The sequence below is a fragment of the Metabacillus sp. 22489 genome (genome assembly GCF_052044855.1).
GTDB classification, from domain to species: Bacteria; Bacillota; Bacilli; order Bacillales; family Bacillaceae; genus Metabacillus; species Metabacillus niabensis.
This window is the reverse complement of sequence record NZ_JBQENT010000019.1, coordinates 14,698-37,283: the sequence shown is the minus strand read 5'-3', so window position 1 is coordinate 37,283 and position 22,586 is coordinate 14,698. Positions and strand designations below refer to the sequence as shown.

General features: G+C 33.3%; 22 protein-coding genes. 15 read left to right on the top strand and 7 right to left on the bottom strand.

Annotated elements, in window-relative coordinates:
* The first annotated feature begins 4 nt into the window (after positions 1-4).
* The 6 genes from dnaG (at position 5) to ACTJJ9_RS12800 (ending at position 6,490) form a co-directional block, all read left to right on the top strand.
* Positions 5-1,825: a DNA primase gene (gene dnaG, locus ACTJJ9_RS12825; protein WP_095302479.1), complete on the top strand. Its 1,821-nt coding sequence runs from the start codon at positions 5-7 to the stop codon at positions 1,823-1,825.
* A 151-nt stretch (positions 1,826-1,976) separates the two neighbouring features.
* On the top strand, positions 1,977-3,092 hold the full coding sequence (rpoD, locus tag ACTJJ9_RS12820; RefSeq protein ID WP_095302478.1) for an RNA polymerase sigma factor RpoD: 1,116 nt from the start codon (positions 1,977-1,979) through the stop codon (positions 3,090-3,092).
* A 66-nt stretch (positions 3,093-3,158) separates the two neighbouring features.
* Positions 3,159-3,695, top strand: coding sequence for a hypothetical protein (locus ACTJJ9_RS12815; RefSeq protein WP_145581478.1), 537 nt, complete (start codon positions 3,159-3,161; stop codon positions 3,693-3,695).
* A 288-nt stretch (positions 3,696-3,983) separates the two neighbouring features.
* A complete protein-coding gene (gene cccA, locus ACTJJ9_RS12810) occupies positions 3,984-4,352 on the top strand; it encodes a cytochrome c550 (RefSeq protein WP_095302476.1) in 369 nt (122 codons plus the stop codon).
* 303 nt (positions 4,353-4,655) lie between these two features.
* Entirely contained in the window at positions 4,656-5,369 is a 714-nt protein-coding gene (locus ACTJJ9_RS12805) for a tRNA (adenine(22)-N(1))-methyltransferase (RefSeq protein ID WP_145581479.1), read from the top strand.
* Positions 5,366-6,490, top strand: a complete 1,125-nt coding sequence (locus ACTJJ9_RS12800; protein ID WP_145581480.1) for a Nif3-like dinuclear metal center hexameric protein — start codon at positions 5,366-5,368, stop codon at positions 6,488-6,490. Before ACTJJ9_RS12805 ends, ACTJJ9_RS12800 begins: the two co-directional genes overlap by 4 nt.
* A 54-nt stretch (positions 6,491-6,544) precedes the next feature.
* Here the strand turns inward: ACTJJ9_RS12800 and ACTJJ9_RS12795 are convergent, their stop codons facing one another.
* Together ACTJJ9_RS12795 and ACTJJ9_RS12790 are read right to left on the bottom strand one after the other, a co-directional pair.
* Entirely contained in the window at positions 6,545-7,489 is a 945-nt protein-coding gene (locus ACTJJ9_RS12795; protein WP_095302474.1) for a 4-hydroxy-3-methylbut-2-enyl diphosphate reductase, read from the bottom strand.
* 252 nt (positions 7,490-7,741) lie between these two features.
* Positions 7,742-8,416 carry a YqfQ family protein gene (locus ACTJJ9_RS12790; RefSeq protein ID WP_255451844.1) on the bottom strand — a complete coding sequence of 225 codons (675 nt, stop codon included), beginning with the start codon at positions 8,414-8,416 and terminating at the stop codon, positions 7,742-7,744.
* A gap of 194 nt (positions 8,417-8,610) precedes the next feature.
* On the opposite strand from ACTJJ9_RS12790, the gene ACTJJ9_RS12785 reads away from it, so the two are divergent.
* The gene (locus tag ACTJJ9_RS12785) at positions 8,611-9,927 is read left to right on the top strand and encodes a DEAD/DEAH box helicase (RefSeq protein ID WP_095302473.1); all 1,317 of its coding nucleotides are present in this window, start codon (positions 8,611-8,613) and stop codon (positions 9,925-9,927) included.
* A gap of 11 nt (positions 9,928-9,938) precedes the next feature.
* Positions 9,939-10,832, top strand: coding sequence for a deoxyribonuclease IV (locus ACTJJ9_RS12780; RefSeq protein WP_145581481.1), 894 nt, complete (start codon positions 9,939-9,941; stop codon positions 10,830-10,832).
* A 101-nt stretch (positions 10,833-10,933) separates the two neighbouring features.
* Here the strand turns inward: ACTJJ9_RS12780 and ACTJJ9_RS12775 are convergent, their stop codons facing one another.
* Entirely contained in the window at positions 10,934-11,188 is a 255-nt protein-coding gene (locus ACTJJ9_RS12775; protein ID WP_095302471.1) for a DUF2624 domain-containing protein, read from the bottom strand.
* A gap of 303 nt (positions 11,189-11,491) precedes the next feature.
* Between ACTJJ9_RS12775 and ACTJJ9_RS12770 the strand changes: the two genes are divergently transcribed.
* The 3 genes from ACTJJ9_RS12770 to ACTJJ9_RS12760 are packed head-to-tail and all read left to right on the top strand — an operon-like array spanning position 11,492 to position 13,519.
* On the top strand, positions 11,492-12,253 hold the full coding sequence (locus tag ACTJJ9_RS12770) for a metal ABC transporter ATP-binding protein (RefSeq protein WP_440768679.1): 762 nt from the start codon (positions 11,492-11,494) through the stop codon (positions 12,251-12,253).
* A gap of 16 nt (positions 12,254-12,269) precedes the next feature.
* Positions 12,270-13,112, top strand: coding sequence for a metal ABC transporter permease (locus ACTJJ9_RS12765; protein ID WP_095302469.1), 843 nt, complete (start codon positions 12,270-12,272; stop codon positions 13,110-13,112).
* Positions 13,109-13,519, top strand: a complete 411-nt coding sequence (locus tag ACTJJ9_RS12760) for a Fur family transcriptional regulator (protein ID WP_095302468.1) — start codon at positions 13,109-13,111, stop codon at positions 13,517-13,519. The genes ACTJJ9_RS12765 and ACTJJ9_RS12760 overlap by 4 nt, the downstream gene beginning before the upstream one ends.
* A gap of 45 nt (positions 13,520-13,564) precedes the next feature.
* Here the strand turns inward: ACTJJ9_RS12760 and ACTJJ9_RS12755 are convergent, their stop codons facing one another.
* Positions 13,565-14,137, bottom strand: coding sequence for a hypothetical protein (locus ACTJJ9_RS12755; RefSeq protein ID WP_145581482.1), 573 nt, complete (start codon positions 14,135-14,137; stop codon positions 13,565-13,567).
* Between the two features lie 139 nt (positions 14,138-14,276).
* Here ACTJJ9_RS12755 and ACTJJ9_RS12750 point away from each other — a divergent pair, with 139 nt between their 5' ends.
* Positions 14,277-14,747 carry a hypothetical protein gene (locus ACTJJ9_RS12750; RefSeq protein ID WP_370877239.1) on the top strand — a complete coding sequence of 157 codons (471 nt, stop codon included), beginning with the start codon at positions 14,277-14,279 and terminating at the stop codon, positions 14,745-14,747.
* Between the two features lie 58 nt (positions 14,748-14,805).
* On the opposite strand, the gene ispG is transcribed toward ACTJJ9_RS12750, so the two are convergent.
* From ispG to ACTJJ9_RS12735, 3 genes are all read right to left on the bottom strand, one after another.
* On the bottom strand, positions 14,806-15,897 hold the full coding sequence (gene ispG / locus ACTJJ9_RS12745) for a flavodoxin-dependent (E)-4-hydroxy-3-methylbut-2-enyl-diphosphate synthase (RefSeq protein WP_170944319.1): 1,092 nt from the start codon (positions 15,895-15,897) through the stop codon (positions 14,806-14,808).
* 144 nt (positions 15,898-16,041) lie between these two features.
* Positions 16,042-16,371 (bottom strand): hypothetical protein, encoded by a 330-nt coding sequence (locus ACTJJ9_RS12740; RefSeq protein WP_145581483.1) that lies wholly within the window; start codon positions 16,369-16,371, stop codon positions 16,042-16,044.
* 450 nt (positions 16,372-16,821) lie between these two features.
* Positions 16,822-17,595: a DUF1189 domain-containing protein gene (locus ACTJJ9_RS12735; RefSeq protein WP_145581484.1), complete on the bottom strand. Its 774-nt coding sequence runs from the start codon at positions 17,593-17,595 to the stop codon at positions 16,822-16,824.
* A gap of 284 nt (positions 17,596-17,879) precedes the next feature.
* Here ACTJJ9_RS12735 and ACTJJ9_RS12730 point away from each other — a divergent pair, with 284 nt between their 5' ends.
* The 3 genes from ACTJJ9_RS12730 (at position 17,880) to ACTJJ9_RS12720 (ending at position 22,161) form a co-directional block, all read left to right on the top strand.
* Positions 17,880-19,511 carry a Na/Pi cotransporter family protein gene (locus ACTJJ9_RS12730; protein ID WP_186324172.1) on the top strand — a complete coding sequence of 544 codons (1,632 nt, stop codon included), beginning with the start codon at positions 17,880-17,882 and terminating at the stop codon, positions 19,509-19,511.
* 352 nt (positions 19,512-19,863) lie between these two features.
* Positions 19,864-20,472 (top strand): superoxide dismutase SodA, encoded by a 609-nt coding sequence (sodA, locus tag ACTJJ9_RS12725; protein WP_095299794.1) that lies wholly within the window; start codon positions 19,864-19,866, stop codon positions 20,470-20,472.
* 399 nt (positions 20,473-20,871) lie between these two features.
* Entirely contained in the window at positions 20,872-22,161 is a 1,290-nt protein-coding gene (locus ACTJJ9_RS12720; protein WP_095299795.1) for an MFS transporter, read from the top strand.
* Positions 22,162-22,586 lie beyond the last annotated feature (425 nt).

Below are 22,586 nucleotides of genomic sequence, written 5' to 3'. Positions count from 1 at the left end.
TTATATGGGAAATCGAATTCCCGAGGAATTAATCGAAAAAATACAACGAACTTCTGACATTGTTGATGTGATAAGTGAATATGTTCAATTGAAGAAACAAGGTCGTAACTACTTTGGATTATGTCCTTTTCATGGAGAAAAATCTCCTTCGTTTTCCGTTTCGGCAGATAAACAGATTTATCACTGTTTTGGCTGTGGCGCTGGTGGAAATGTCTTTTCGTTTCTTATGCAGCATAATGGCTATACATTTATTGAAGCAGCACAACATCTTGCTGATAGGGCAAATATTGAATTGCCTAATATAACTGTACCATCTGTAAATCAAACAAGCGTTTCAAAAGATGCTGATAAAATGATTGAAGCGCATGAGTTATTAAAAAAATTCTACCACCATTTATTGATAAATACAAAAGAAGGTCAGCCTGCATTAGATTACCTTATAAACAGAGGGTTTACTAAAGAGATAATCGATAAGTTTGAAATTGGATATGCCTTAGATTCCTGGGATTTAATAACAAAGTTTCTTAAGAGTAGAAATTTCGATTTATCAGTAATGGAAGAAGCTGGATTGGTAGTAAAAAAAAATAACTCAGAGGACTTTTTTGATCGATTTCGAAATCGAATCATGTTCCCAATTTCGGATCACCATGGAGCTACGGTAGCATTCTCTGGAAGAGTTCTTGGAGACGAAAAGCCGAAATATTTAAATAGTCCTGAAACAAAAATATTTAATAAAAGTAAGCTACTTTATAACTTTAATCGAGCAAGAGTACATATTCGAAAAAATCAACAGGTAGTATTATTTGAGGGATATGCAGATGTAATTTCAGCCGATCGTTCAGGTGTGGAATATTCAATTGCAACAATGGGTACTTCACTTACAGAGGAACAGGCAAAAATTATCCGTAGAAACGTAAATGAAGTGACTCTTTGTTATGATTCTGACTCCGCTGGAATTGAAGCAACAATAAGAGCTTCAAAGATCTTAACTGCTGCAGGTTGTACAGTAAAAGTGGCTCTTATTCCAGATGGATTAGACCCTGATGACTACATCAATAAATTTGGTGCAGATAAATTTAAAAATGATGTAATAGGGGCAAGCGTTCCGTTAATGACATTTAAAATGAAATACTTCCGTAGGGGCAAAAACCTTCAAAACGAAGGGGAAAGGCTTCAATATATTGACAATGTCATGATTGAGATTAGTAAATTGGAGAATGCGATTGAGAAGGAAATATATTTAAAGCAGCTTTCAAAAGAGTTTGACCTTTCGATGGATGTATTAAAAGAGCAGCTTCAGCAAAAAGAATCACAATACAAACCGAAGCAGCAAGGCTCAGTCCAAAAACGTGTAGAAGAATCTCAGTACCAAAGAAAACCAATCAATACAAAACGTTTATTGCCAGCCTTTCATACTGCAGAAAGAATGCTTATTGGACATATGCTTAGAAGCAAGGACTTTGCTGAAAAAGTTCTCGAACGGTTAGGATTACAATTTAATATTGAAGAGCACAAAGCAATTGTAACTTATTTATATGCATATTATGAAGAGGGAAATCCAGAAAATGTTAGTTCGTTTTTATCCAGACTTCCAAATCCGGAGTTACAGCATATCGTATCAAATATTGCAATGATTCCTTTAAATCCGGAAGTTAGTGAGCAGGAGCTTACTGATTATATAAAACAGGTGTTGAATCATCAAAAAATGTTAATGATAAAAGAAAAAGAAGCAGAAAAAAATGAAGCTGAAAGAAATAAACAATATAAAGAAGCTGCTCAAATTGCAATGGAAATTATCCAATTAAAACAATCACTTAAAGTTTGATTTGTAGGACGAAAGTAAACAGAGTGAGTTAATCCTAGATGTGTCAGTTACTTTTTGTGACAAAAGCACATCGATTAATATAAATGGTAATAATGCTAAATAGTAATCCGATGCTTATCAGATAGTGATAAGTTTGGAAGGAGGGGATCCAATGGCTGATAAACAAACCCATGAAACTGAAGTAACCTTTGAACAGGTAAAAGACCAGTTAACTGAAATAGGGAAAAAACGAGGAGTTTTGACATATGAAGAAATAGCAGAACGTATGTCGAACTTTGAAATTGAATCAGACCAAATGGATGAGTATTATGAGTTTTTAGGTGAACAAGGAGTAGAATTAATAGGTGAAACTGCTGGTGTAGAAGAAGATCCTAATGTAAAAGACCTTGCTAAGGAAGAAGAGTTCGACTTAAATGATTTGAGCGTTCCTCCTGGCGTAAAGATAAATGACCCAGTTCGTATGTACTTAAAAGAAATAGGGAGAGTTGATCTTTTATCTGCTGATGAAGAGATAGAACTTGCAAATCGAATTGAAAATGGTGATGAAGAAGCAAAACGTAGACTTGCAGAAGCAAACTTACGTTTAGTAGTTAGTATTGCAAAGCGTTATGTTGGCCGCGGAATGCTATTTCTCGATTTAATCCAAGAAGGTAATATGGGACTAATGAAAGCTGTTGAAAAGTTTGATTACCGTAAAGGATTTAAATTTAGTACGTATGCTACATGGTGGATTCGCCAAGCGATTACACGTGCAATTGCTGACCAAGCACGAACAATACGTATTCCAGTTCATATGGTAGAAACGATTAACAAGCTAATTAGGGTTCAGCGTCAATTACTTCAAGACTTAGGTAGAGAACCAACTCCTGAAGAAATTGGGGAAGATATGGAATTAACTCCAGATAAAGTCAGAGAAATTTTAAAAATTGCACAAGAGCCAGTTTCTCTGGAAACTCCAATCGGTGAAGAAGATGATTCACATCTTGGAGACTTTATCGAAGATCAGGATGCAACTTCTCCATCAGAACATGCTGCATATGAGTTATTAAAAGAACAGCTAGAAGATGTTCTAGATACGTTAACTGATCGTGAAGAAAATGTTTTACGTCTTCGATTCGGCCTTGACGACGGCAGAACAAGAACTTTAGAAGAAGTTGGTAAAGTATTCGGTGTTACTCGCGAACGTATACGTCAAATCGAAGCGAAAGCACTTCGTAAGCTACGTCATCCAAGCAGAAGCAAACGTCTTAAGGACTTTTTAGAATAGGATAAGGCGGACACATTGTCCGTCTTTTTAATTAGTAACAGACGAGATTTAAGAAGGATGACTAACATGAATCTAGAAAAAAAGAAAATAATTATAAATGAAATCCACTATTGGAAAAACAACAAGTTATTACCTGATACTTATTGTAACTTTCTTCTCGCTTTATATACAGAAGGTAATCATAATGAAGATGACCAATTATTAAGTAAAACTAAAAAGAGTGGCGCAAAGTTTTTGTTGCTTACGTTATTGGCTCTTTTATTAGTAATTACGCTTCTTGTCATTTATTTTACTGAATTGTCATTTGTTTTGCAAATGGCCATAGCAGTTTTTTTACTCTTAGTTTCAATTGTTGTTACCGCTTACTTTAATAAATTCGGGAAAATATTTCAAGTGCCATTAAGCATAACTCTTATTCAATTTTTAATTTGTTCTATAACTTTAATAGAGAAAATATCCTACAGTAATCAAATATGGATTGCTGCAACTGTTTTAGGGAATTGTATTTTGTGGATGACATTAGGGAAATTTTATCGAATGGTATATTTAATAATTAGTGGTACGATTGGAATCATGATTCTTTTTGGTATTATTATCTTATAAAATTTGCATTATGTATAGTAATGTCAATCTTTTATTTTGAATATTAGGACAAAAATCACTTTTTTGTCTAAATTGTGAAAATCTTTAAAGTGATGAAAGATAAGGCTTTCACTAATCGGGAATATAAAGTAAAATAGAGGTTGTTTAAAATGAAATTATGTAGTTTATCCTTCAATTTAGGCAGTGTATATCTATTAATGCATTTTGCCTGTAAAGATTCATTCAAATATTAGATGGGCAACTTATCTAATAGGAAAAATTTTTTATTTACATAAGGGAGGTTACATGATGAATCGCAATCCACTTATTCCATTTTTATTAATCGCAGTTCTAGGAATCGGCCTTATGTTCCTTTTATCTTTTAAAGGTCTTGGCGATCATGAAAAGCTTGCAAACGGCGGCGAAGAGGAAAAAGCAGAGGATCTTGCAAACGCTACACCTGAAGAATTATATCAACAAGCAGGTTGTATCGGTTGCCATGGGGAGAATTATCAAGGACAAGGTTCTGCACCTTCATTAATCGGTGCTGGTGAAAGATTAGGGGTAGATGGGATTAAGAAAACAATTCAAGAAGGTAGAGGCGCTATGCCAGGTGGTTTAATCCAGGATGCTGAACAATTAGATAAAATGGCTGAATGGGTATCAAAGTTAAAATAGTTAGTTTACTTATACAGAATAATTTAAGTGCTTTCTATGCTTAGCTGAATACTTGGAAAGATCATTTCTTCCACGGTAGTTATTTCACCGAAGCATAAATAAAGTGGTGGACAACTTACTTTGAGAGGTAACAGGGATAGTAATCATCTATTCTTTAAGAAACACTAAAAATCCTTTGCTTTTGTAAAGGATTTTTTTTTATAATATTTTGTAAAGCTCTTTTTCGGATTTATTTACAACGATTTGATATATTTAATATTTAAGGAAATAATGACAGAGAATCTTAATGATAGTGGTGAGAATATGAATGAATTAAAATTATCGCAAAGATTAGAAAAAGTTGCGAATTATCTACCGGAGAACTCAATATTTGCTGATATTGGCTCAGACCATGCTTATCTACCTTGTCACGCTGTGTTAGAAGGGAAGGCACAGGGGGCAATTGTAGGTGAAATTACAGATGGACCTTTTTATTCTGCTCAAAAACAAGTATTAAGGTGCGAGCTTTCAGATGTTATCTCAGTTCGAAAAGGAGACGGGTTATCAGTCATTGAAGATGGTGAGCATCTTGACTGTATTACGATAGCTGGGATGGGCGGAGGCCTCATAAAAAAAATACTTGAAGAAGGTAAAAAGAAATTAGTTAATGTAAAAAGGCTTGTTTTACAACCAAATATCCATGCAATTTACATAAGACAATGGTTGTTAGAAAATGATTGGGAATTAATCGATGAAACTATTTTAGAAGAGGATAATAAAATCTATGAAATACTTGTAGCTGAAAAAGGAGATCCGTTGAAGCCTTATCAAAATATAGAGCTTCAAGCTGGTTTATTGGTTGGTCCTATTTTAGCTAAAGAGAAATCGCCTATTTTTCAAAAAAAATGGTCACATGAAATAAATCATTGGAAAACAATTCTAAAGCAGCTTGAAGATGCGGGCTATACATATGGAAATAATGATAAGTATAGAGAGGTAACAGGCCAATTACAATTGGTTCAGGAGGTTTTATCATGAAGAATAAGATACCTAACGGAAATGAGGTAATTCAATTATTTGAGCAATTTTCTCCGAAGTCGTATGCCCTAGAAGGAGATAAGATTGGTTTGCAAATTGGTAAACTTAATAAACCGATTCAACATGTCATGATTACTCTAGATGTTGTTGAAGAAGTAATTGATGAAGCAATTGAAAAAAAGGTTGATTTACTTATTGCTCATCATCCTCCAATTTTTAGGCCGCTAAAAAAGCTTACAACGGATACAACTTATGGGAGAATGATTGAGAAATGTATTAAACATGATATTGCAGTCTATGTAGCTCACACTAATTTAGATGTAGCATTTGGTGGAGTTAATGACTTACTAGCAGATGCGCTTCAATTACATAATACTGAGGTATTAATCCCTACTTACGAGGATAAATTAAAAAAATTAGTTGTTTATGTACCAGTAACACATGAAGAACAGGTCCGAAAAGCCATCGGGGATGCGGGAGCAGGTCATCTAGGAAATTATAGTCACTGCACATTTAAAACAATCGGTAATGGCAGCTTTTTACCTGAAGAGGGTGCTTTACCTTTTATCGGCAAACTTGGAGAAATTGAAGTTGTTGAAGAAGCACGTATAGAAACGGTTATTCCTGCTTCAATTGAAAAAAAGGTAATTCAAGCTATGCTTAAGGCACATCCTTATGAAGAGGTTGCCTATGACATTTATTCACTTGAACAACAAGGAACCCAATTAGGACTTGGTAGAATTGGTTATTTAGAAGATGAGCTTACACTAAAAGAGTTTGCTGAACATGTTAAAAACTCATTAAAGGTTGACCGTGTAAGAATGGTTGGAAATGAAGGGGATATAATAAAAAAAGTTGCTGTATTAGGTGGAGACGGAAATAAATATATACAGCAAGCGAAATTTAAAGGTGCAGATGTTTACGTTACAGGTGATTTGTACTTTCATGTAGCTCATGATGCGTTAATGTTAGGATTAAATGTAATTGATCCAGGACATCATGTTGAGAAAGTAATGATAGATGGTGTTGTACAAAAATTATCAAAAATGTGTAACGAAAAAAAATTAGCTGTGAATGTAGTTGGTTCCAGCATTGATACAAATCCCTTTCAATTTGTTTAATTCATATAAGAAAGCCCATTACATTAATTAAGATGTAATGGGCTTTCTGAGCATTTATTTTTTTGTTTTAACTTTTGGGAGAATTTTTGAAAGTGGAACATGATGATTTAAATCCCATGTAGAAGGATCATTATGATCGTATTGCTCCAAAAATTGAATGACCTTTTTTGTAATTGGAGTAGGTGTTGATGCACCAGCTGTTACGGCCACTTTTTTAACATTAGTAAGCCATTCTAGCTTAAGCTCACTTAAATCTGAAATTCGATATGCTTTCGTTTTTGCTATTTGTTCAGATACTTGTGCTAAACGGTTTGAATTATTGCTTTTAGGATCTCCAACAACGATTGTTAAATCAGCTGCACCAGCTTGTTCAGCAACAGCCTCTTGTCGAACTTGTGTAGCTAAACAAATTTCTTTATGAGTTTCTGCATGTGGAAACTTTTCTTTCACTTTCTCCATAATATCTGCGACATCCCATTGGCTCATTGTTGTTTGATTAGTCACAATGATTTTTTCATTTTCAATCTTTAGATTGTCTACATCTTCAGCTGATTCTACAAGATGAACAATATGTGGAGCAACACCAACAGCTCCTTCTGGCTCTGGGTGTCCCTTTTTCCCTATATAGATGACATGATAGCCTTCTGCCTCTTTTTCCCGAATGAGATCATGTGTTTTTGTCACATCAGGACAGGTTGCATCAAGTGTTACTAGTCCTTTTTCTTTTGCGATTCTACGTACTTCTGGAGATACACCGTGGGCAGTGAAAATAATCGTACCCTTATCAACCTTTTCAAGAATATCTAAACGGTTTTTCCCATCAAGAGTAATGATTCCATCTTCCTCGAATGCATCGGTAACATGTTTATTATGAACAATCATACCTAAAATGTAGATTGGTCTTGGTAATGTTTTATCTAATGCAGCATTTTTGGCGATAACCATAGCATCAACAACGCCATAGCAATATCCACGTGGAGCGATTTTTATTACGTCCATTTTGTGTTGCCTCCTTAAGAGATCATTAGGCTTTGTTAAATATTGTTGATTTTTTGCCTTGATGAAAATAGCATAAGACGTACTCTGAAGCTAAGACTCAGAGTTTTCTCTAGCACTTGGACATATAGCAAATGATCAACAGATAAGTTTTAACAGCATGCCTTTTCATTAAAAAAAGCCGAAAATCGGCTTAAACTCTTATAATCTCTTAATATTATATCGAAAATATGGGAAGAATACAAAGTGGAAAAATTAGATATACATTTTTGGCTTAGAACTTTTGGGTTGTGAAGTGGCCTTTTTTCTAACAGGTGATGATTCAGATTCTTTTTCTTCATTTAATGGACTTAGCTTCTTGGTTGATTTTTTGCTTTTTACCTTTTCTGACTTTTGTTGTTGAACTTCACTGTGTTTAGTATCACTTGATTGAAATGTTTCGTTGCTGTTACCATTTTCAATTTCTTTTTCAATTTCTTTTTCATTATTAGCTTCTGTACTAGTATCTTCACTATTTAATTCACGATATATTTTAATCATTGCAGGTAAGTTTTTAATTAATGGTCCGTATTGCTGAACCATTGGTGTCACTTGTTGAGCCATACCTAGTACTTTTTGAACATTCCCAAGCATACTAGAAATATTCGATGGGTTTGTCAGTCCTTGGAGAATTCCAGGTGCACCTGAGCGGGTAGCGGTCGTAACTCCTTGTATAAGCCCTTGAGGGTTAACGGGGCCAACTGCTTGGTTTCCTGGTATGATTCTTGAAAGAATTCCTTTTAATCCTCCACCTCTTGCAGCAGCCTGTGGAGCAAATTGTCCTCCTCTCATTATTGGTAATGTTGGTTGCCGCATTATAGGCATCTGTCTTGGTTGTGGTGGATAAAAGCCTCTAGTGTTCATTGGAGGCATAGGTCTATTTTGAAACAATATAAGTCCTCCTCTCATTTAAAGTTCCTCTATGGATAGATTATGCAGTTAGATGAAGAATGGTTTCTTTATTTAACAGTAGATATTTAAGGTAAATTTTGAGTTTTTACGAGAATCGTATATAATGAAATGATGGATAAATAAAGTGATACATATATATTTGCATTAGCTTTATCCAAAAGGAGATGACAAGAATGGTCGAAACTAAATTTGAGCGTTTTTCGCTTAAACCTTTTATTATAGAGGCAATAACGAAAGAATTAAACTTTTTTGAACCAACAGAAATTCAAGAAAGATTAATCCCATCAATTTTGAGGGGAGAAAGTGCTATCGGACAATCTCAGACAGGGACTGGGAAGACACACGCATACTTATTGCCTTTACTTAACAAAATTGAGCCTGAACGGAAGGAAGTTCAATTAGTCATTACCGCACCAACACGGGAATTAGCAACACAAATTTATAATGAGGTTGTTAAAATTACTTCCTTTTCTAAGGAAGAGATGACCGCTAAATGCTATATAGGGGGTACAGATAAACAACGGGCAATTGAAAAGTTAAAATCGCAACCTCAAATTGTTGTTGGAACACCTGGAAGAATTAATGATTTAGTCAATGAGCATGCACTTATTGTTGGGAAAGCTCGGGCCTTTGTTGTTGATGAAGCCGATTTAATGTTAGATATGGGTTTTATAAAAGAAGTAGATATGATTGCTGGACAAATGCCTGAAAATCTACAAATGCTCGTTTTTTCTGCAACAATACCAGAAAAACTAAAACCTTTTCTTAAAAAATATTTGGAAAATCCAAAGTTTACTCATGTAGCACCTAAACAAGCGACTGCAGCAAAAATTGAGCATGTCTTAGTTCCTACTAGACACCGGGATAAAATAAAGCTAGTTTATGAAATGTTAGTAGGATTTAACCCTTTCCTAGCAATAGTTTTTACGAATACGAAAAAGAGAGCTGACGAAGTTGCAGATGCGCTAATTGATCAAGGGTTAAAGGTTGGGCGTATCCATGGTGATTTATCACCTCGCGATCGGAAAAAAATGATGAAGCAAATTAACGATCTTGAGTATCAATATGTTGTTGCTACAGATTTAGCTGCAAGAGGGATTGATATTAAAGGAGTTAGTCATGTCATTAATTTTGAAATACCGACAGCTGAATTGGATTTTTATATTCATCGTGTTGGACGAACAGCAAGGGCAGGAAGCTCAGGGATAGCTGTGACACTTTATGAAGCTTCAGATGAGGATGCGTTAAATAAACTAGAGAAATTGGGAATAGAGTTTATTAATCGTGATTTTGTTAATGGAGAATGGAAAGACATTGAAGATCGAAAAAGACGTAAAAATCGAAAAAGAGTAGCTGATGAAGTAGATGCTGCAGTAAAAAGTATTGTTCAAAAGCCTAAAAAGGTAAAACCTGGATATAAAAAGAAAATGAGTCAGGAAATGGAACAAATTAAAAAGAGAAAGAGAAGATTAAATCGAAGAGGGAAATAGGAGGAAGATAAATGCTTAAACTAGGTTCACATGTATCGATGAGTGGAAAGAAAATGCTTTTAGCATCTAGTGAGGAAGCTGTTTCATATGGTGCAAACACGTTTATGATCTACACAGGTGCACCGCAAAATACTCGGCGAAAAAAGATTGAGGAATTAAATATTGAGGCTGGACAAGCCCATATGAAGGAGCATGGAATTGAAGAGATTATCGTTCATGCCCCATACATTATTAATATTGGTAATTCTACAAACCCAGCTACATTTGAATTAGGAGTTAATTTTTTACATTCAGAAATTGAAAGAACACAAGCGATTGGAGCAAAGCAAATTGTTCTTCATCCTGGTGCACATGTTGGGGCAGGAGCAGACGTTGGAATTAAAACAATTATTCAAGGGTTAAATGAAGTGCTAGAGCAGAATCAAGAGGTACAAATTGCCCTTGAAACGATGGCAGGAAAAGGGTCAGAATGTGGTCGTACCTTTGATGAGCTAGCAAAAATAATTGATGGTGTAACACATAATCAACATTTATCAGTATGTTTTGATACATGTCATACACATGATGCTGGATATGATATTGTCGGAGATTTTGATGGAGTATTAAAAGAATTTGATTCAATTATTGGCTTAGATAGAATAAAGGTTCTTCATATTAATGATAGTAAAAATCCAATGGGTGCGAGAAAGGATCGTCATGAAAACATTGGATTTGGTCATATCGGTTTTAAAGCTTTAAATCAAATCGTTCACCATCCTGCACTGATGGATGTCCCTAAAATTCTCGAGACACCATTTGTTGGTGAAGATAAAAAATATAAGAAACCACCATATAAGTTTGAAATAAACATGTTAAGGGAACAAACTTTTGAGGAAGATTTGCTTGAAAAGATTTTAAATCAGTAAGAGGTCAAGGTAGATTCAATAATAGAGGGCTGTCTAAATTTGACAGCCCTCTTCAAATTTCTGATATAAAATTTCATACTAGGTAAGTATATATCATGATTCTATTTGATAAACTTTTGAAAGATGGCATTCACTTCATTTGCAGTTTCAGGTGATGTAATGGCAGCTATTTGATTAAGTAATTGTTTTCGCTCAACATGATTGAATATATTTATATTCTGTCCATTTATAATACTTACAACCTTTGCAGCTTGTGTCCGATCAATGGCAACATTAAATTGCTTTGCGTACTGCAAAAGCTCTTCAACAGAAATGCTATTAAGCTTTTGATTGATTATTTTTTGAAATAAAATCATCTTTATTCAAACCTCCTCTCATACAATGTATGGAGGATTCATAGATGTGTGATTTTTTTTTTAAGCTTGTTTAATGAAAGTTTTTATAGTCAATTATTAGTAAGAAACCCTAATGATATGACAAAATAAACAAATTTCTCTTTCGATGAATTATGAAGGATGAGGAAGTATGCAGTTAAATTTTAAAAGGCTTGAATTATTTCTTTACATATAATTTGATTTCCAGTATAATTCTTATGTTAAAGTATTGTAGATATATTTTATGTAAATCGGAACGATTCTTAATTTAAAGGATGAAATAAATTGAAAAAACCAATTATTGAAGTTGAACATTTACATTTCACATATGAAAGGCAAAGAGTGTTAGAAGATATTACGTTATCAATAAATGAAGGAGATTTTCTTGGCCTTGTAGGACCAAACGGATCTGGTAAAACGACACTTCTTAAATGTATTTTAGGTTTATTGAAACCAGAAGCTGGCAGTATTAAGCTGTTTGGCCAACCAATTCAGAAATTTAAGGAGTGGCATGAGGTAGGCTTTGTGTCACAAAAGGCAAATAGCTTCAATACTGGTTTTCCAGCATCCGTTTTTGAGGTTGTTTCTAGCGGTTTAACCTCAAAGCTTGGGTTATTTAAGTTTATGACGAAACAAGACCGGATTAAAGTCATTGAAGCGATAGAGGCCGTTGGCTTAAGCGAGTTTAAAAGAAGGAATATTGGAGAATTATCTGGCGGACAGCAACAACGTGCCTTTATAGCACGTGCGATTGTTAGCAATCCAAAACTTCTCATCTTAGACGAGCCTACCGTAGGAGTTGATGCACAAACAGTGCAAAGCTTCTATGAAATGCTTATGCATTTGAACCGAAACTTAGGAATTACGTTGTTATTAGTAACTCATGATATTGGAACAATTACTGATAAAGTCTCACATGTGGTATGTATAAATAAACATTTACATTTTCACGGTAAATCGAATGAATTTGAATCATTAAAAGAAGAAGAAATGTCTGATTATTACGGGCACACATTACGTGTGCTAACACATAATCACTCCCATTAATGGAGGAAGTAAAAAAATGATTAGTAGTATTTTTGAGTATGAATTTTTACAAAATGCATTTGTTTCAGGAATGTTAATAGGAATCATCGCTCCGCTGTTAGGAGTTTTTATTGTTGTAAGAAGAATGTCATTGATTGCAGATGCATTAAGTCATGTAACATTAGCAGGTATTGCTGCTAGTCTGCTTCTCGAGAAGAAAGTTATGGCCTTTACAGGGTTGAATCCTATTTACTTTGGTATGGCCTTTTCTGTTATAGGTTCTCTATTTATTGAAAAGCTAAGAACTGTTTATAAACATTATCAAGAGCTCGCAATTCCGATTATTTTATCTAGTGGTGTTGGAATTAGTGTTATTTTTATTTCATTGGCAGACGGCTTTAATACAGATTTATTTAGTTATTTATTTGGAAGTGTTAGTGCTGTTAGTCGAACAGATTTATTTGTTATCATTATTGTTGCAATAACAGTTATTACAATTATATTTTTCCTATATAAGGAACTATTTTTATTATCATTTGATGAAGAGCATGCTTCTGCATCAGGAATTCATGCAAAATGGATTCATTTTATTTTTATATTAATTGTAGCGCTTGTTATTGCAGCATCAATGAGAATTGTTGGTATTCTTCTCGTGTCATCGTTAATGACACTACCTGTAGCAGCAAGTATTAGAATTGCTAAAGGTTTTAAACAAACAATTTTCTTTTCTGTACTATTTGGTGAGTTATCTGTTATTATTGGATTATTCCTAGCATATTATTTAGATTTAGCTCCAGGTGGTACAATTGTTGTATTGTCTGTTATCATATTAATATTAGCGATTTTATGGACAAAAATAACAAAGGGGAAAGTTTCATGAACGTTCAAGAAGCTCTCGACTTACTAAAAGAAAAAGGATATAAATATACAAATAAAAGAGAGGAAATGCTTCAACTATTTGCAGATCATGACAAATATTTGACAGCAAAAGATGTGTTAGAATCAATGAAGGATGACTATCCTGGGTTAAGTTTTGATACTATATATCGCAATTTATCTTTGTTTGCAGATTTAGGTATTTTTGAAATGACTGAATTATCAGGGGAAAAACACTTTCGATTCTCATGTGATACGAAGCATCATCACCATCATTTTATTTGTTTACAATGTGGGAAAACGAAAGAAATTCCAGGTTGTCCAATGACAAACTATGCTCAAAATTTAACAGGGTATGACATAAGTGGCCATAAATTCGAAATATATGGAAAATGCCCACAATGTCATTAAAATTAAAAGCCTCTGACACTTATGTCAGGGCTTTTTTACGGTTTTTTATAACACTTTTACATCAGACCAATGATTAACCCATTTTTTTGCCTCATGCCAATTATTAACGCGGATAACGCCTTTAGGAATAGGATCTTGATTATAAGGGGTATTAAATAAAATAACAGGAATATCATGCTCTTCACTTATCATACACGCATTATCATGCTTGTCCTCAAAAAAGATCGAAATTTCATTTTGTTTAACAGCCTCAAGTTTATTATGGTGACCTATTAATTCTATGTGATGATAATATATTTCATTTTCTTTGAACCAGTTATAGGTTATATCCAATAAGTGCTCTCTCCGTGCACTAATAAAGTATAGTTGATGTTGTAGCTTCCATTCATCTAACACTTCTTTGGCATATGGTGCAAGTGGTGCCTCTTTATAAATAATTGGCTCAAATTCATCCATCCATTCCCAAAAGCCTTGTTCTGAAATATTTAACACTTTTGTTAAATCATATTCTGTTAAGTCATTGTAAGTTAATGATTTTTTAAATGATTTATTTAAATAAGGTACAAACGTTTTTGGGTCTGTAACAGTTCCGTCAATATCAATTCCTAGTCGTAGCATCATGTACTCTCCTTTGAAGTTAACTACTATTAGTGTACCATATAGATTTTTTATTGAGCAGAAAAGTTTTACAGTTATAGTTCTTTTATTAAAGCTCATAATAGTAATGCTCCTTTATTTTAGAAAGGAAGGGATATGAATGCCAGACAATAATAAAATGGACATTCCTGAACGAGATCGGTACAGTAATTCCGAATATAAAGGAATTACACCACTTGATCGTGAAATTGTGAGTGATGTACAAACTGGTTCTGCTATAAATTATTCAGAGCCAGTAAATAATAACAATCCAAGAACTACAACAAATACAGATACAGAAACAGCTGCAGAAATTGCAGCACCAGTTAATTTAAGAAGAGAAGTAATAAGAGGTAGGGAAACAGATGGGCGTTTAGATGACGGTAGAGCAGTTGAAGGAAGAGGTTTAGGGATACTTGCCTTAGCTTTATCGATTATCTCTCTCTTTTTTCTACCGGTTATATTAGGAGCAGCGGGGATTATTGTCGGTTTCATTGCAAGAAGAAGAGGAGCAACGGCTACAGGAGCATGGGCTATTGGTATAGGGATTGTTTCAATAATTTTAGGTATTTTTATCATGCCATTTTTCTAAATGGTACGTTAAAAATAAATCAAGGGATTGGCCATTTGGTCAATCCCTTCATTATGAATTATGCTTTTTCTGCTGCTAATTTTGCAAAATGCTCTTCAGCAATTAAATCAATTTCCTTTTTCAACTCTTCAACCATTGTTTCTTCAGGAACTTTACGTACAATTTTTCCCTTTCGGAATAATAAACCTTCTCCACGTGCCCCAGCAATACCAATATCTGCTTCTCGAGCTTCTCCGGGACCATTTACAGCACATCCAAGTACAGCAACTTTTATTGGTGCTTTTATTTTTGAAATATATTCCTCAACTTCATTTGCAATACTGATTAAGTCAATTTCAATTCGACCACATGTAGGGCAAGAAATTAAAGTTGCAGCATTTGCTGCTAACCCAAATGATTTTAATAATTCACGAGCAACTTTAACTTCTTCTACAGGATCAGCACTTAAAGATACGCGTAATGTATTTCCGATACCTTTATTGAGAATAACACCTAATCCTGCTGCACTTTTTACTGTTCCTGCAAATAAAGTTCCAGATTCAGTAATACCTAAATGTAAAGGATAGTCAAACGCACGAGCTGCTTTTTCATATGCTTCAATAGCCAAGTTAACATCTGAGGCTTTCATTGATACGATAATATCATGGAAGTCTAAGTCCTCAAGAATTTTTATATGATGGAGGGCACTTTCTACCATTCCGTCAGCTGTAGGGTAACCATATTTTTCTAAAATTCTTTTCTCTAATGAGCCGGCATTTACCCCAATTCTAATTGGAATACCACGTTCTTTTGCAGCTTTAACAACGGCTTCAACCTTTTCTTTTCTTCCAATATTACCAGGGTTAATTCTAATTTTATCTGCTCCACCTTCAATAGCTTTAAGGGCAAGCTTATAATCAAAATGAATATCTACTACAAGTGGAATATTAATTCGTTTTTTTATTTCAGCAATCGCATTAGCGGCACGTTCATCAGGACAGGCAACGCGAACGATTTGACATCCAGCTTCTTCTAACCGATTTATTTCAGCAACTGTTGCATCAACGTCATGTGTTTTTGTAGTTGTCATACTTTGAATAACAACTTCATTATTCCCACCGATGGTTAAGTTTCCCACCTTTACTGGGCGTGTTTTAGTACGATGTATGATTTCACTCACGTGTAATCGCTCCTTAAAAATAAATATAATTCGAACCAACTATATATAATGATACGATTTTTTTGTCTATATTACTAGTAATTGTGCTTTCCATCACTCATTGTACTAGTGAGTATTCGAAAAAACAAGAATGAATTATTCGCTATAATCAGGGAAACGATAGGTTTTTCCAATAATAATGGATTCTGCCTTCACATTGTCATTTAATGTTTCAAAGTCATTTATAATTTTTTCAATCGAAGTTGGAAGACCACCATGATATTTCTCTATAATTGATAGAACAGTTTCACCTTGTTTTATTTTCATTTCATAATAAGGAATTGTTGTTTTTTGAACAATTTTTTCATCTTGTTTGGAAGCTTCTATATTAGTAATGCTAACTACAGGTAAAGTGCCAACTTTAATATCATAATAAATGATATAACATAGGAAAATCGCGATTAAAAACAATGATAGTCGTTTCATCATCGTTCCTCCAATAAAAAATAATAATAGCTTATTACCTTATATATATGGCTTGTCTTAATTATTATGATCGCTTTGTAAAAAATAGTGAAGTAGAACTACCTTCATCACAGGGGAATCTTAAGGATCCTTTTATTTATTAAGTAGGAAAATCTAATGTAAGTTATCGAGAATTAACTAATATTTTTTAAAATGTAAATGGAACATTACCAAAGGATAAGAATAATCAGCAGGATTTGTAATAGTATTACAAGAAATGTTAATTAGATTACAGAAAATTTCTAGAACTTGGGGAGATTAAATGCTTAAATTAATCTAACCTACAATTAGATTTTAGTTTGACAGAGTAATCCAAAGAAGAAAGTAATGGAATAGTTTGTCCTGATAAAAAACGAGTAAAAGGACTGTTCAGTATCAAAATAACTGATCAGCCCATTTTAGACAACTATTTTATTGAAGTGCTTTAGTAGTAGGCGGTATTTCTTTTAATGACAAGAAAAGCACAATGATATTTACAAACCAATTAAGTAAAAATCCGCTTGGCACGGAAATTTGTAAACAGTCCATAATAAAGAAAAAAGCTGTCGCTAGTGTTGTTGCATATGCTGATACAATCCAAATTTGTTTAAAATTAAGCTGACGTTGCAAGCTGTTTTTAAACATTAATCCAAACAATGCTAATAAGGTTACTTCTAAAAATTTAAAGAAAGCACCAAATAAAAACATAAAGACGATAAATACAGTATTAACAATAGGAAGAATTTGATTTAAGCCTTCAGAAAAATTAATTATATCCTCATTTGTTAGTGTCATATTTAATAAACGATATTCGTAGGATTGAACTTGACCGGCAGCGGCAATTACAAACCGATCCTTTAAAATGCCAATCGCATTCTCCATTTCTTCGAGTTCCTCAACTCCATTTGTTCCTGTATCATCTAACACAATAATAAAATCATCGTGCCTAATTTCTATTGGGGTATCAGAATCAGCTGAAAGCTCTCCATCTTTTATTGAAAAAGCAGGTAATTCATTTTTAATTGTCTCATGAAACCCTTTCAATCCATTAGATATTTCGGTACCGAAATAATACGCTGAAGGAATTGTACTAACTAATGTTAATATAAATACAAATAGAATAGTCTTACCAATCCCTTGGAATCGAAAAGTGGAGATTGTCCTTGGGGAATAAATACTAGTAAAAAGTTGTTTAAATATATTCATGTTTTTTTCAACACATCCTTCTAAATATGTATAGGTATTAAGATCCTTTTTAACTTCGACAAAGTTTTTCTAAAAATTTGTTATTCTGAGCATATGTTTTTATTTTATATCTCGATAATTGATAATACAAGAAAAGAACAAATAGTTGAGTTTTTGACTTGTATAAAATTTTTCTAATATTAATTATTCAAAATATCTTTACAAAAAAACAATAAATCGTTAATAATTGTAGAGGTTGTAGATGTTTGTCGATTATAGACGAAGTATATGAGGGGTTGGACATTTTGGAAATAGATATCCAGAAGATCGTGTTTGAATTTGTTGGCGGCCTTGGTATCCTTCTCTTTGGTATCAAATTTATGGGTGATGGTCTTCAAAAGACTGCTGGTGAAAAAATTAGGGATTTACTAGATAAATATATCTCTAATCCAATAATTGGAGTATTGATTGGAATTATTTTAACAATAATTTTACAATCAAGTGGGGGAACTACAGTTATAACAGTGGGGTTAGTAAGCGCTGGTTTTATGACACTTAGACAAGCCATCGGTGTTATTATGGGAGCGAATATAGGAACTGCACTTAAAGAGTTTTTAGTTGGTGTAGAAATAGCTGATTATTCCTTACCAATTATATTTATCGGTGCGTTATTACTTTTCTTCTATAAAAGAAAAAAGATACATAATTTTGGGCAAATTGTTTTTGGGTTCGGTACATTGTTTTTTGGGTTGGAACTAATGTATGACGGGTTAAGACCATTGATAAATTTGCAAGTATTTCAGGATTTGACAATTAGTATAAGTGACATTCCTATTCTAGGAGTTTTTGTTGGGACACTTTTTACGGTTATTGTCCAAAGCTCGAGTGCAACAATTGGTATTTTACAAGACTTATATAAACAAGGTGTCATCGATCTTTATTCTGCTCTTCCAGTATTATTCGGGGACAATATCGGAACTACTATTACAGCAGTTTTAGCTTCTATTGGAACCTCGATTGCAGCGAGACGAACAGCATTAACCCATGTTATTTTTAACGTTATTGGGACGATCATTTTCATGATATTCCTTCCTTTATTTTCTATCGTTATGGAATATTTGCAAGGCATTTTCAATTTAAGACCAGAAATAACAATAGCTATTGCACATAGTACGTTTAATATTACAAATACTGTTATTTTGTTACCTTTTATCGGATCAATCGCGTGGTTAGTGACAAAGATTATTCCGGGTAAGGACAATATGAATGAGTATAAAACAAAATACATAAATCCTGTATTTGTGGAACAGTCGTCATCGATTGCCTTAGGTCAAGCGAAAGAAGAGGTTTTACGTGTCGGTAAGTTAGCAGCTATTGGTTTAGAGGAAGCAAGCCTTTATCAAAGGACGTATTTACAGAAGCACGCAGATACAGCTATTCAGATAGAAGATATTATAAATAATTTAGATAAAAAAATTACTGATTATTTAGTTTTAATTTCTAAGAGTAAAATGTCTCATACGGAATTTCAAGAACACAGTATGTTAATGGACACAATCAGAGACATTGAACGAGTTGGGGATCATTTTGAAATTGTTGTAGATTTGGTAAGTCAGCAATTGTCAAATAAAGTGAAAATGACTGAATATGCTAAAGAAGATATTGAGAATATGTTTAATTTGACAATAAAAATTTTAAAAGATGTTATTACAGTGCTTGATGATAAGGACATAGCACTTGCAGCAAATGTTCAAAAGATAGGTGAGCAACTAGATAAAATGGAACGGAGCTTGCGGAAGAAACATATAAGTAGAATTAATCAAGGAATTTGCACTGGAACTGCAGGTATTATTTTTGTCGATATCATCAGTAACTTAGAACGCATCGGAGATCACTGTGTCAATATAGCTGAAAATATTTTAGGATATCGGAGCTAATTTTTATATTATAGATAATAATTTTATTGAAGAAGGGTTATACCTTTCTTTTTTTTATCATTTTTCCTATGTTTCTTTATAAAGAAATAGGTGCTTGAATAGGTTAAATAGATTTTTACATTGATATTAATTGCCATAATGTTCTTGTTTTTTTGGCGAATTTTGTGGATATTTTTATCTATCATGATAGTAGATATAGAATATTATGCATATAACAATAAAATAAGCATAAAATGATAGTTGGGATTAAAGCTTTTCAATTGAAAGAAATCAACAATTTTGGTAATCTTAAATTGAAAAGCTAAATGGCTTTCTCGCTAAAAGTTGTACATAACAAAGGAGGATATTTAAAATGGCTTATGAATTACCACAATTACCTTATGCATACGATGCACTAGAACCACATATTGACAAAGAAACAATGAATATTCACCACACAAAGCATCATAATACTTACATTACAAATGTTAATGCTGCATTAGAAGGTCATTCGGATCTTGCAAGCAAAAGTGTTGAAGAATTAGTTTCTAATTTAGATGCTGTTCCTGAAGCAATCCGTACCGCAGTTCGTAACAATGGTGGTGGACATGCTAACCATAGCTTATTCTGGACAATTCTTTCACCAAATGGCGGTGGTGAGCCAACAGGTGAACTTGCAGAAGCAATTAATGCTAAATTTGGAAGCTTTGAAAGCTTTAAGGAAGAGTTTGCAAAAGCTGCAACTACTCGTTTTGGTTCAGGTTGGGCTTGGTTAGTTGTTAACAATGGTGAGTTAGAAGTTACAAGCACTCCGAATCAGGATTCTCCATTAATGGAAGGAAAAACTCCAATTCTTGGATTAGATGTTTGGGAGCATGCTTACTATTTAAATTACCAAAACCGTCGTCCTGACTACATTGCATCATTCTGGAATGTAGTAAACTGGGATGAAGTTACAAAACGTTTTAACGCTGCAAAATAAGTATTTGTCTTTAAAAAGGAGTTAACCTAGGTTAGCTCTTTTTTTATGCTCTTTTTTAAAAGATTGTAGTTTTTGACACTATTATATAAGGGTTGATTGTAGCTACTCGTAAGACAGCTACTTCAATGAGTGGTACAGGTAAATAGGTAAGCAGGTGTTTATAATAAATGATTCTCGCCGTCCACCGTGGAAAGCGGAAGCGAACTATACGAAGAAATCAAGCAAAACGTAATTTAATAAGATGCAACAAAGTTTACGAAAACAGCCTTTATTATATTTAGCTTATTATCCGCTTGTTAACATAAAAACTCCTCCAATATATAGTCGATTAAAATAAGTATACATATCTACAAAATGATAAGACAGACTATGTAGTAGAAGTTGAAGGGGAGTTTTTTTATGTTTAAATTGCAAAAGATTTTTGGAGATGTTCAAGTAAGTAAAGATTTATTATTGTTATTAGCAATAGGTGGGTTATATTCCTTAAGCATCGCTTTATCAAATACCTTCGTTAATGTGTATTTATGGAAACAATCAGGTGAATTTCTTGACTTGGGTATTTACAATCTTTCCATAGTGGTTATGCAGCCATTAACATTTATTTTTGCAGGAAGATTAGCCAAAAAAATAGACCGTGTCATTATTTTGCGTTTAGGAGTAATTTTTTTAGCAATATTTTTTCTAACTGTATTAGTAATTGGTGATTTAGCAGCGAAGCTCTTAGTTGTAATTGGTGGTACGTTAGGAATTGGCTATGGTTTCTATTGGTTAGCCTTTAATGTACTTACGTTTGAAATTACTGAGCCCGAAACAAGGGATTTTTTTAATGGTTTTTTAGGAATTATGAATTCCACTGCTGGTATGGTTGGTCCAATAATTGCGGGATATGTAATTTCTCGATTGAAAAACTTCACAGGGTACACTACCATTTTCACAATTTCCTTAATACTATTTTCGGGAGCAGTTATATTAAGCTTTTTTTTAACAAGAAGACCTGCAGAAGGAAGTTATTTACTCAAACGAATAATACAAGAACGCAAACATAATCAAAATTGGAAAAGAATTACGAATGCCCATTTTTTTCAAGGATTACGTGAGGGGACATTTGCTTTTGTTATAGGTGTATTTGTTTTTATAACAACAGGCAGTGAATTAGCTTTAGGGAAATTTGGATTAATCAATTCAGCAGTTGCGTTTTTAGCCTATTTTTTAGCAGCAAGAATAATAAAAAAGTCAAAAAGAAAAATCTATATTCTAATGGGAGGCATCCTATTATATTTATCGATTTTTATCATCTTGTTCGATTTGACTTATCAAAAGTTAATTATTTATGCTGTATTAATCGCGATCGGTTATCCAATGCTTTTAGTTCCATACTCTTCTATAACGTATGATGTAATAGGGCATGCCTGGAATATTGCAAAAGCAAGAATTGAGTATATCGTAGTAAAAGAAATTTTTTTAAATGCTGGTAGGATTGGCTCAATAGTGTGTTTTATTATTGCCGTAAGATTTTTTAATGAAAAGCAAAGCATTCCTATATTATTAGCAATTATAGGGATCGGCCATTTACTCATTTTCTTTTTTGTAAGAAAGATACACCTTAAGGGAGGCAAAGAAACAATTGATGAAACAGGACAAAAGCCAGTAAGAAAAGCAAATTTAGTTGATGGTGATAGTGGAGCATAAAAAATATCTTTAATAGATAACTCATGTTTGTAGGCAAAAGAGGGTAGCTCAAAACCAAAGGTTCAGACTCCTCAAACACAATATCTAGACTAATGACTATATATCAGTGTTTGTTGGCGGGTAACCCTTTTGAGAAACCCTCTTTTTGTATATTTATTTAGAATATAAATAAAAATTTAAGTTAGTATGAGAAAGTCAATCTGTTTTCTGGGAAGGTGAAATAATCAAACTTGCTACCTTAAAGTCTTATAAACATATTTAAGTCATTACTTTTTAATTGCATTCAACTCTAAAAGTAATGTACAGTTTTAAAATTTTCATCCTCTCTTGCCGTTCTTCGAAAGTTAACTCCGTTATTAAACAAAATATGACAAACTCCATCACGAATTTACAAAACCTTTACATTTACTTAAAACGTCATTAAT

Coding starts and splice junctions, on each gene's coding strand:
- ACTJJ9_RS12815 (WP_145581478.1), top strand. CDS start 3,159: ATGAATCTAGAAAAAAAGAAAATAATTATAAATGAAATCCACTATTGG.
- sodA (WP_095299794.1), top strand. CDS start 19,864: ATGGCTTATGAATTACCACAATTACCTTATGCATACGATGCACTAGAA.
- ACTJJ9_RS12775 (WP_095302471.1), bottom strand. CDS start 11,188: ATGATTTTATTTCAAAAAATAATCAATCAAAAGCTTAATAGCATTTCT.
- ACTJJ9_RS12795 (WP_095302474.1), bottom strand. CDS start 7,489: ATGGACGTAATAAAAATCGCTCCACGTGGATATTGCTATGGCGTTGTT.
- ACTJJ9_RS12720 (WP_095299795.1), top strand. CDS start 20,872: ATGTTTAAATTGCAAAAGATTTTTGGAGATGTTCAAGTAAGTAAAGAT.
- ACTJJ9_RS12735 (WP_145581484.1), bottom strand. CDS start 17,595: ATGAATATATTTAAACAACTTTTTACTAGTATTTATTCCCCAAGGACA.
- rpoD (WP_095302478.1), top strand. CDS start 1,977: ATGGCTGATAAACAAACCCATGAAACTGAAGTAACCTTTGAACAGGTA.
- ACTJJ9_RS12750 (WP_370877239.1), top strand. CDS start 14,277: ATGCCAGACAATAATAAAATGGACATTCCTGAACGAGATCGGTACAGT.
- ACTJJ9_RS12740 (WP_145581483.1), bottom strand. CDS start 16,371: ATGAAACGACTATCATTGTTTTTAATCGCGATTTTCCTATGTTATATC.
- ACTJJ9_RS12800 (WP_145581480.1), top strand. CDS start 5,366: ATGAAGAATAAGATACCTAACGGAAATGAGGTAATTCAATTATTTGAG.
- dnaG (WP_095302479.1), top strand. CDS start 5: ATGGGAAATCGAATTCCCGAGGAATTAATCGAAAAAATACAACGAACT.
- ACTJJ9_RS12785 (WP_095302473.1), top strand. CDS start 8,611: ATGGTCGAAACTAAATTTGAGCGTTTTTCGCTTAAACCTTTTATTATA.
- ACTJJ9_RS12755 (WP_145581482.1), bottom strand. CDS start 14,137: ATGCTACGACTAGGAATTGATATTGACGGAACTGTTACAGACCCAAAA.
- ACTJJ9_RS12760 (WP_095302468.1), top strand. CDS start 13,109: ATGAACGTTCAAGAAGCTCTCGACTTACTAAAAGAAAAAGGATATAAA.
- cccA (WP_095302476.1), top strand. CDS start 3,984: ATGAATCGCAATCCACTTATTCCATTTTTATTAATCGCAGTTCTAGGA.
- ACTJJ9_RS12805 (WP_145581479.1), top strand. CDS start 4,656: ATGAATGAATTAAAATTATCGCAAAGATTAGAAAAAGTTGCGAATTAT.
- ACTJJ9_RS12765 (WP_095302469.1), top strand. CDS start 12,270: ATGATTAGTAGTATTTTTGAGTATGAATTTTTACAAAATGCATTTGTT.
- ACTJJ9_RS12780 (WP_145581481.1), top strand. CDS start 9,939: ATGCTTAAACTAGGTTCACATGTATCGATGAGTGGAAAGAAAATGCTT.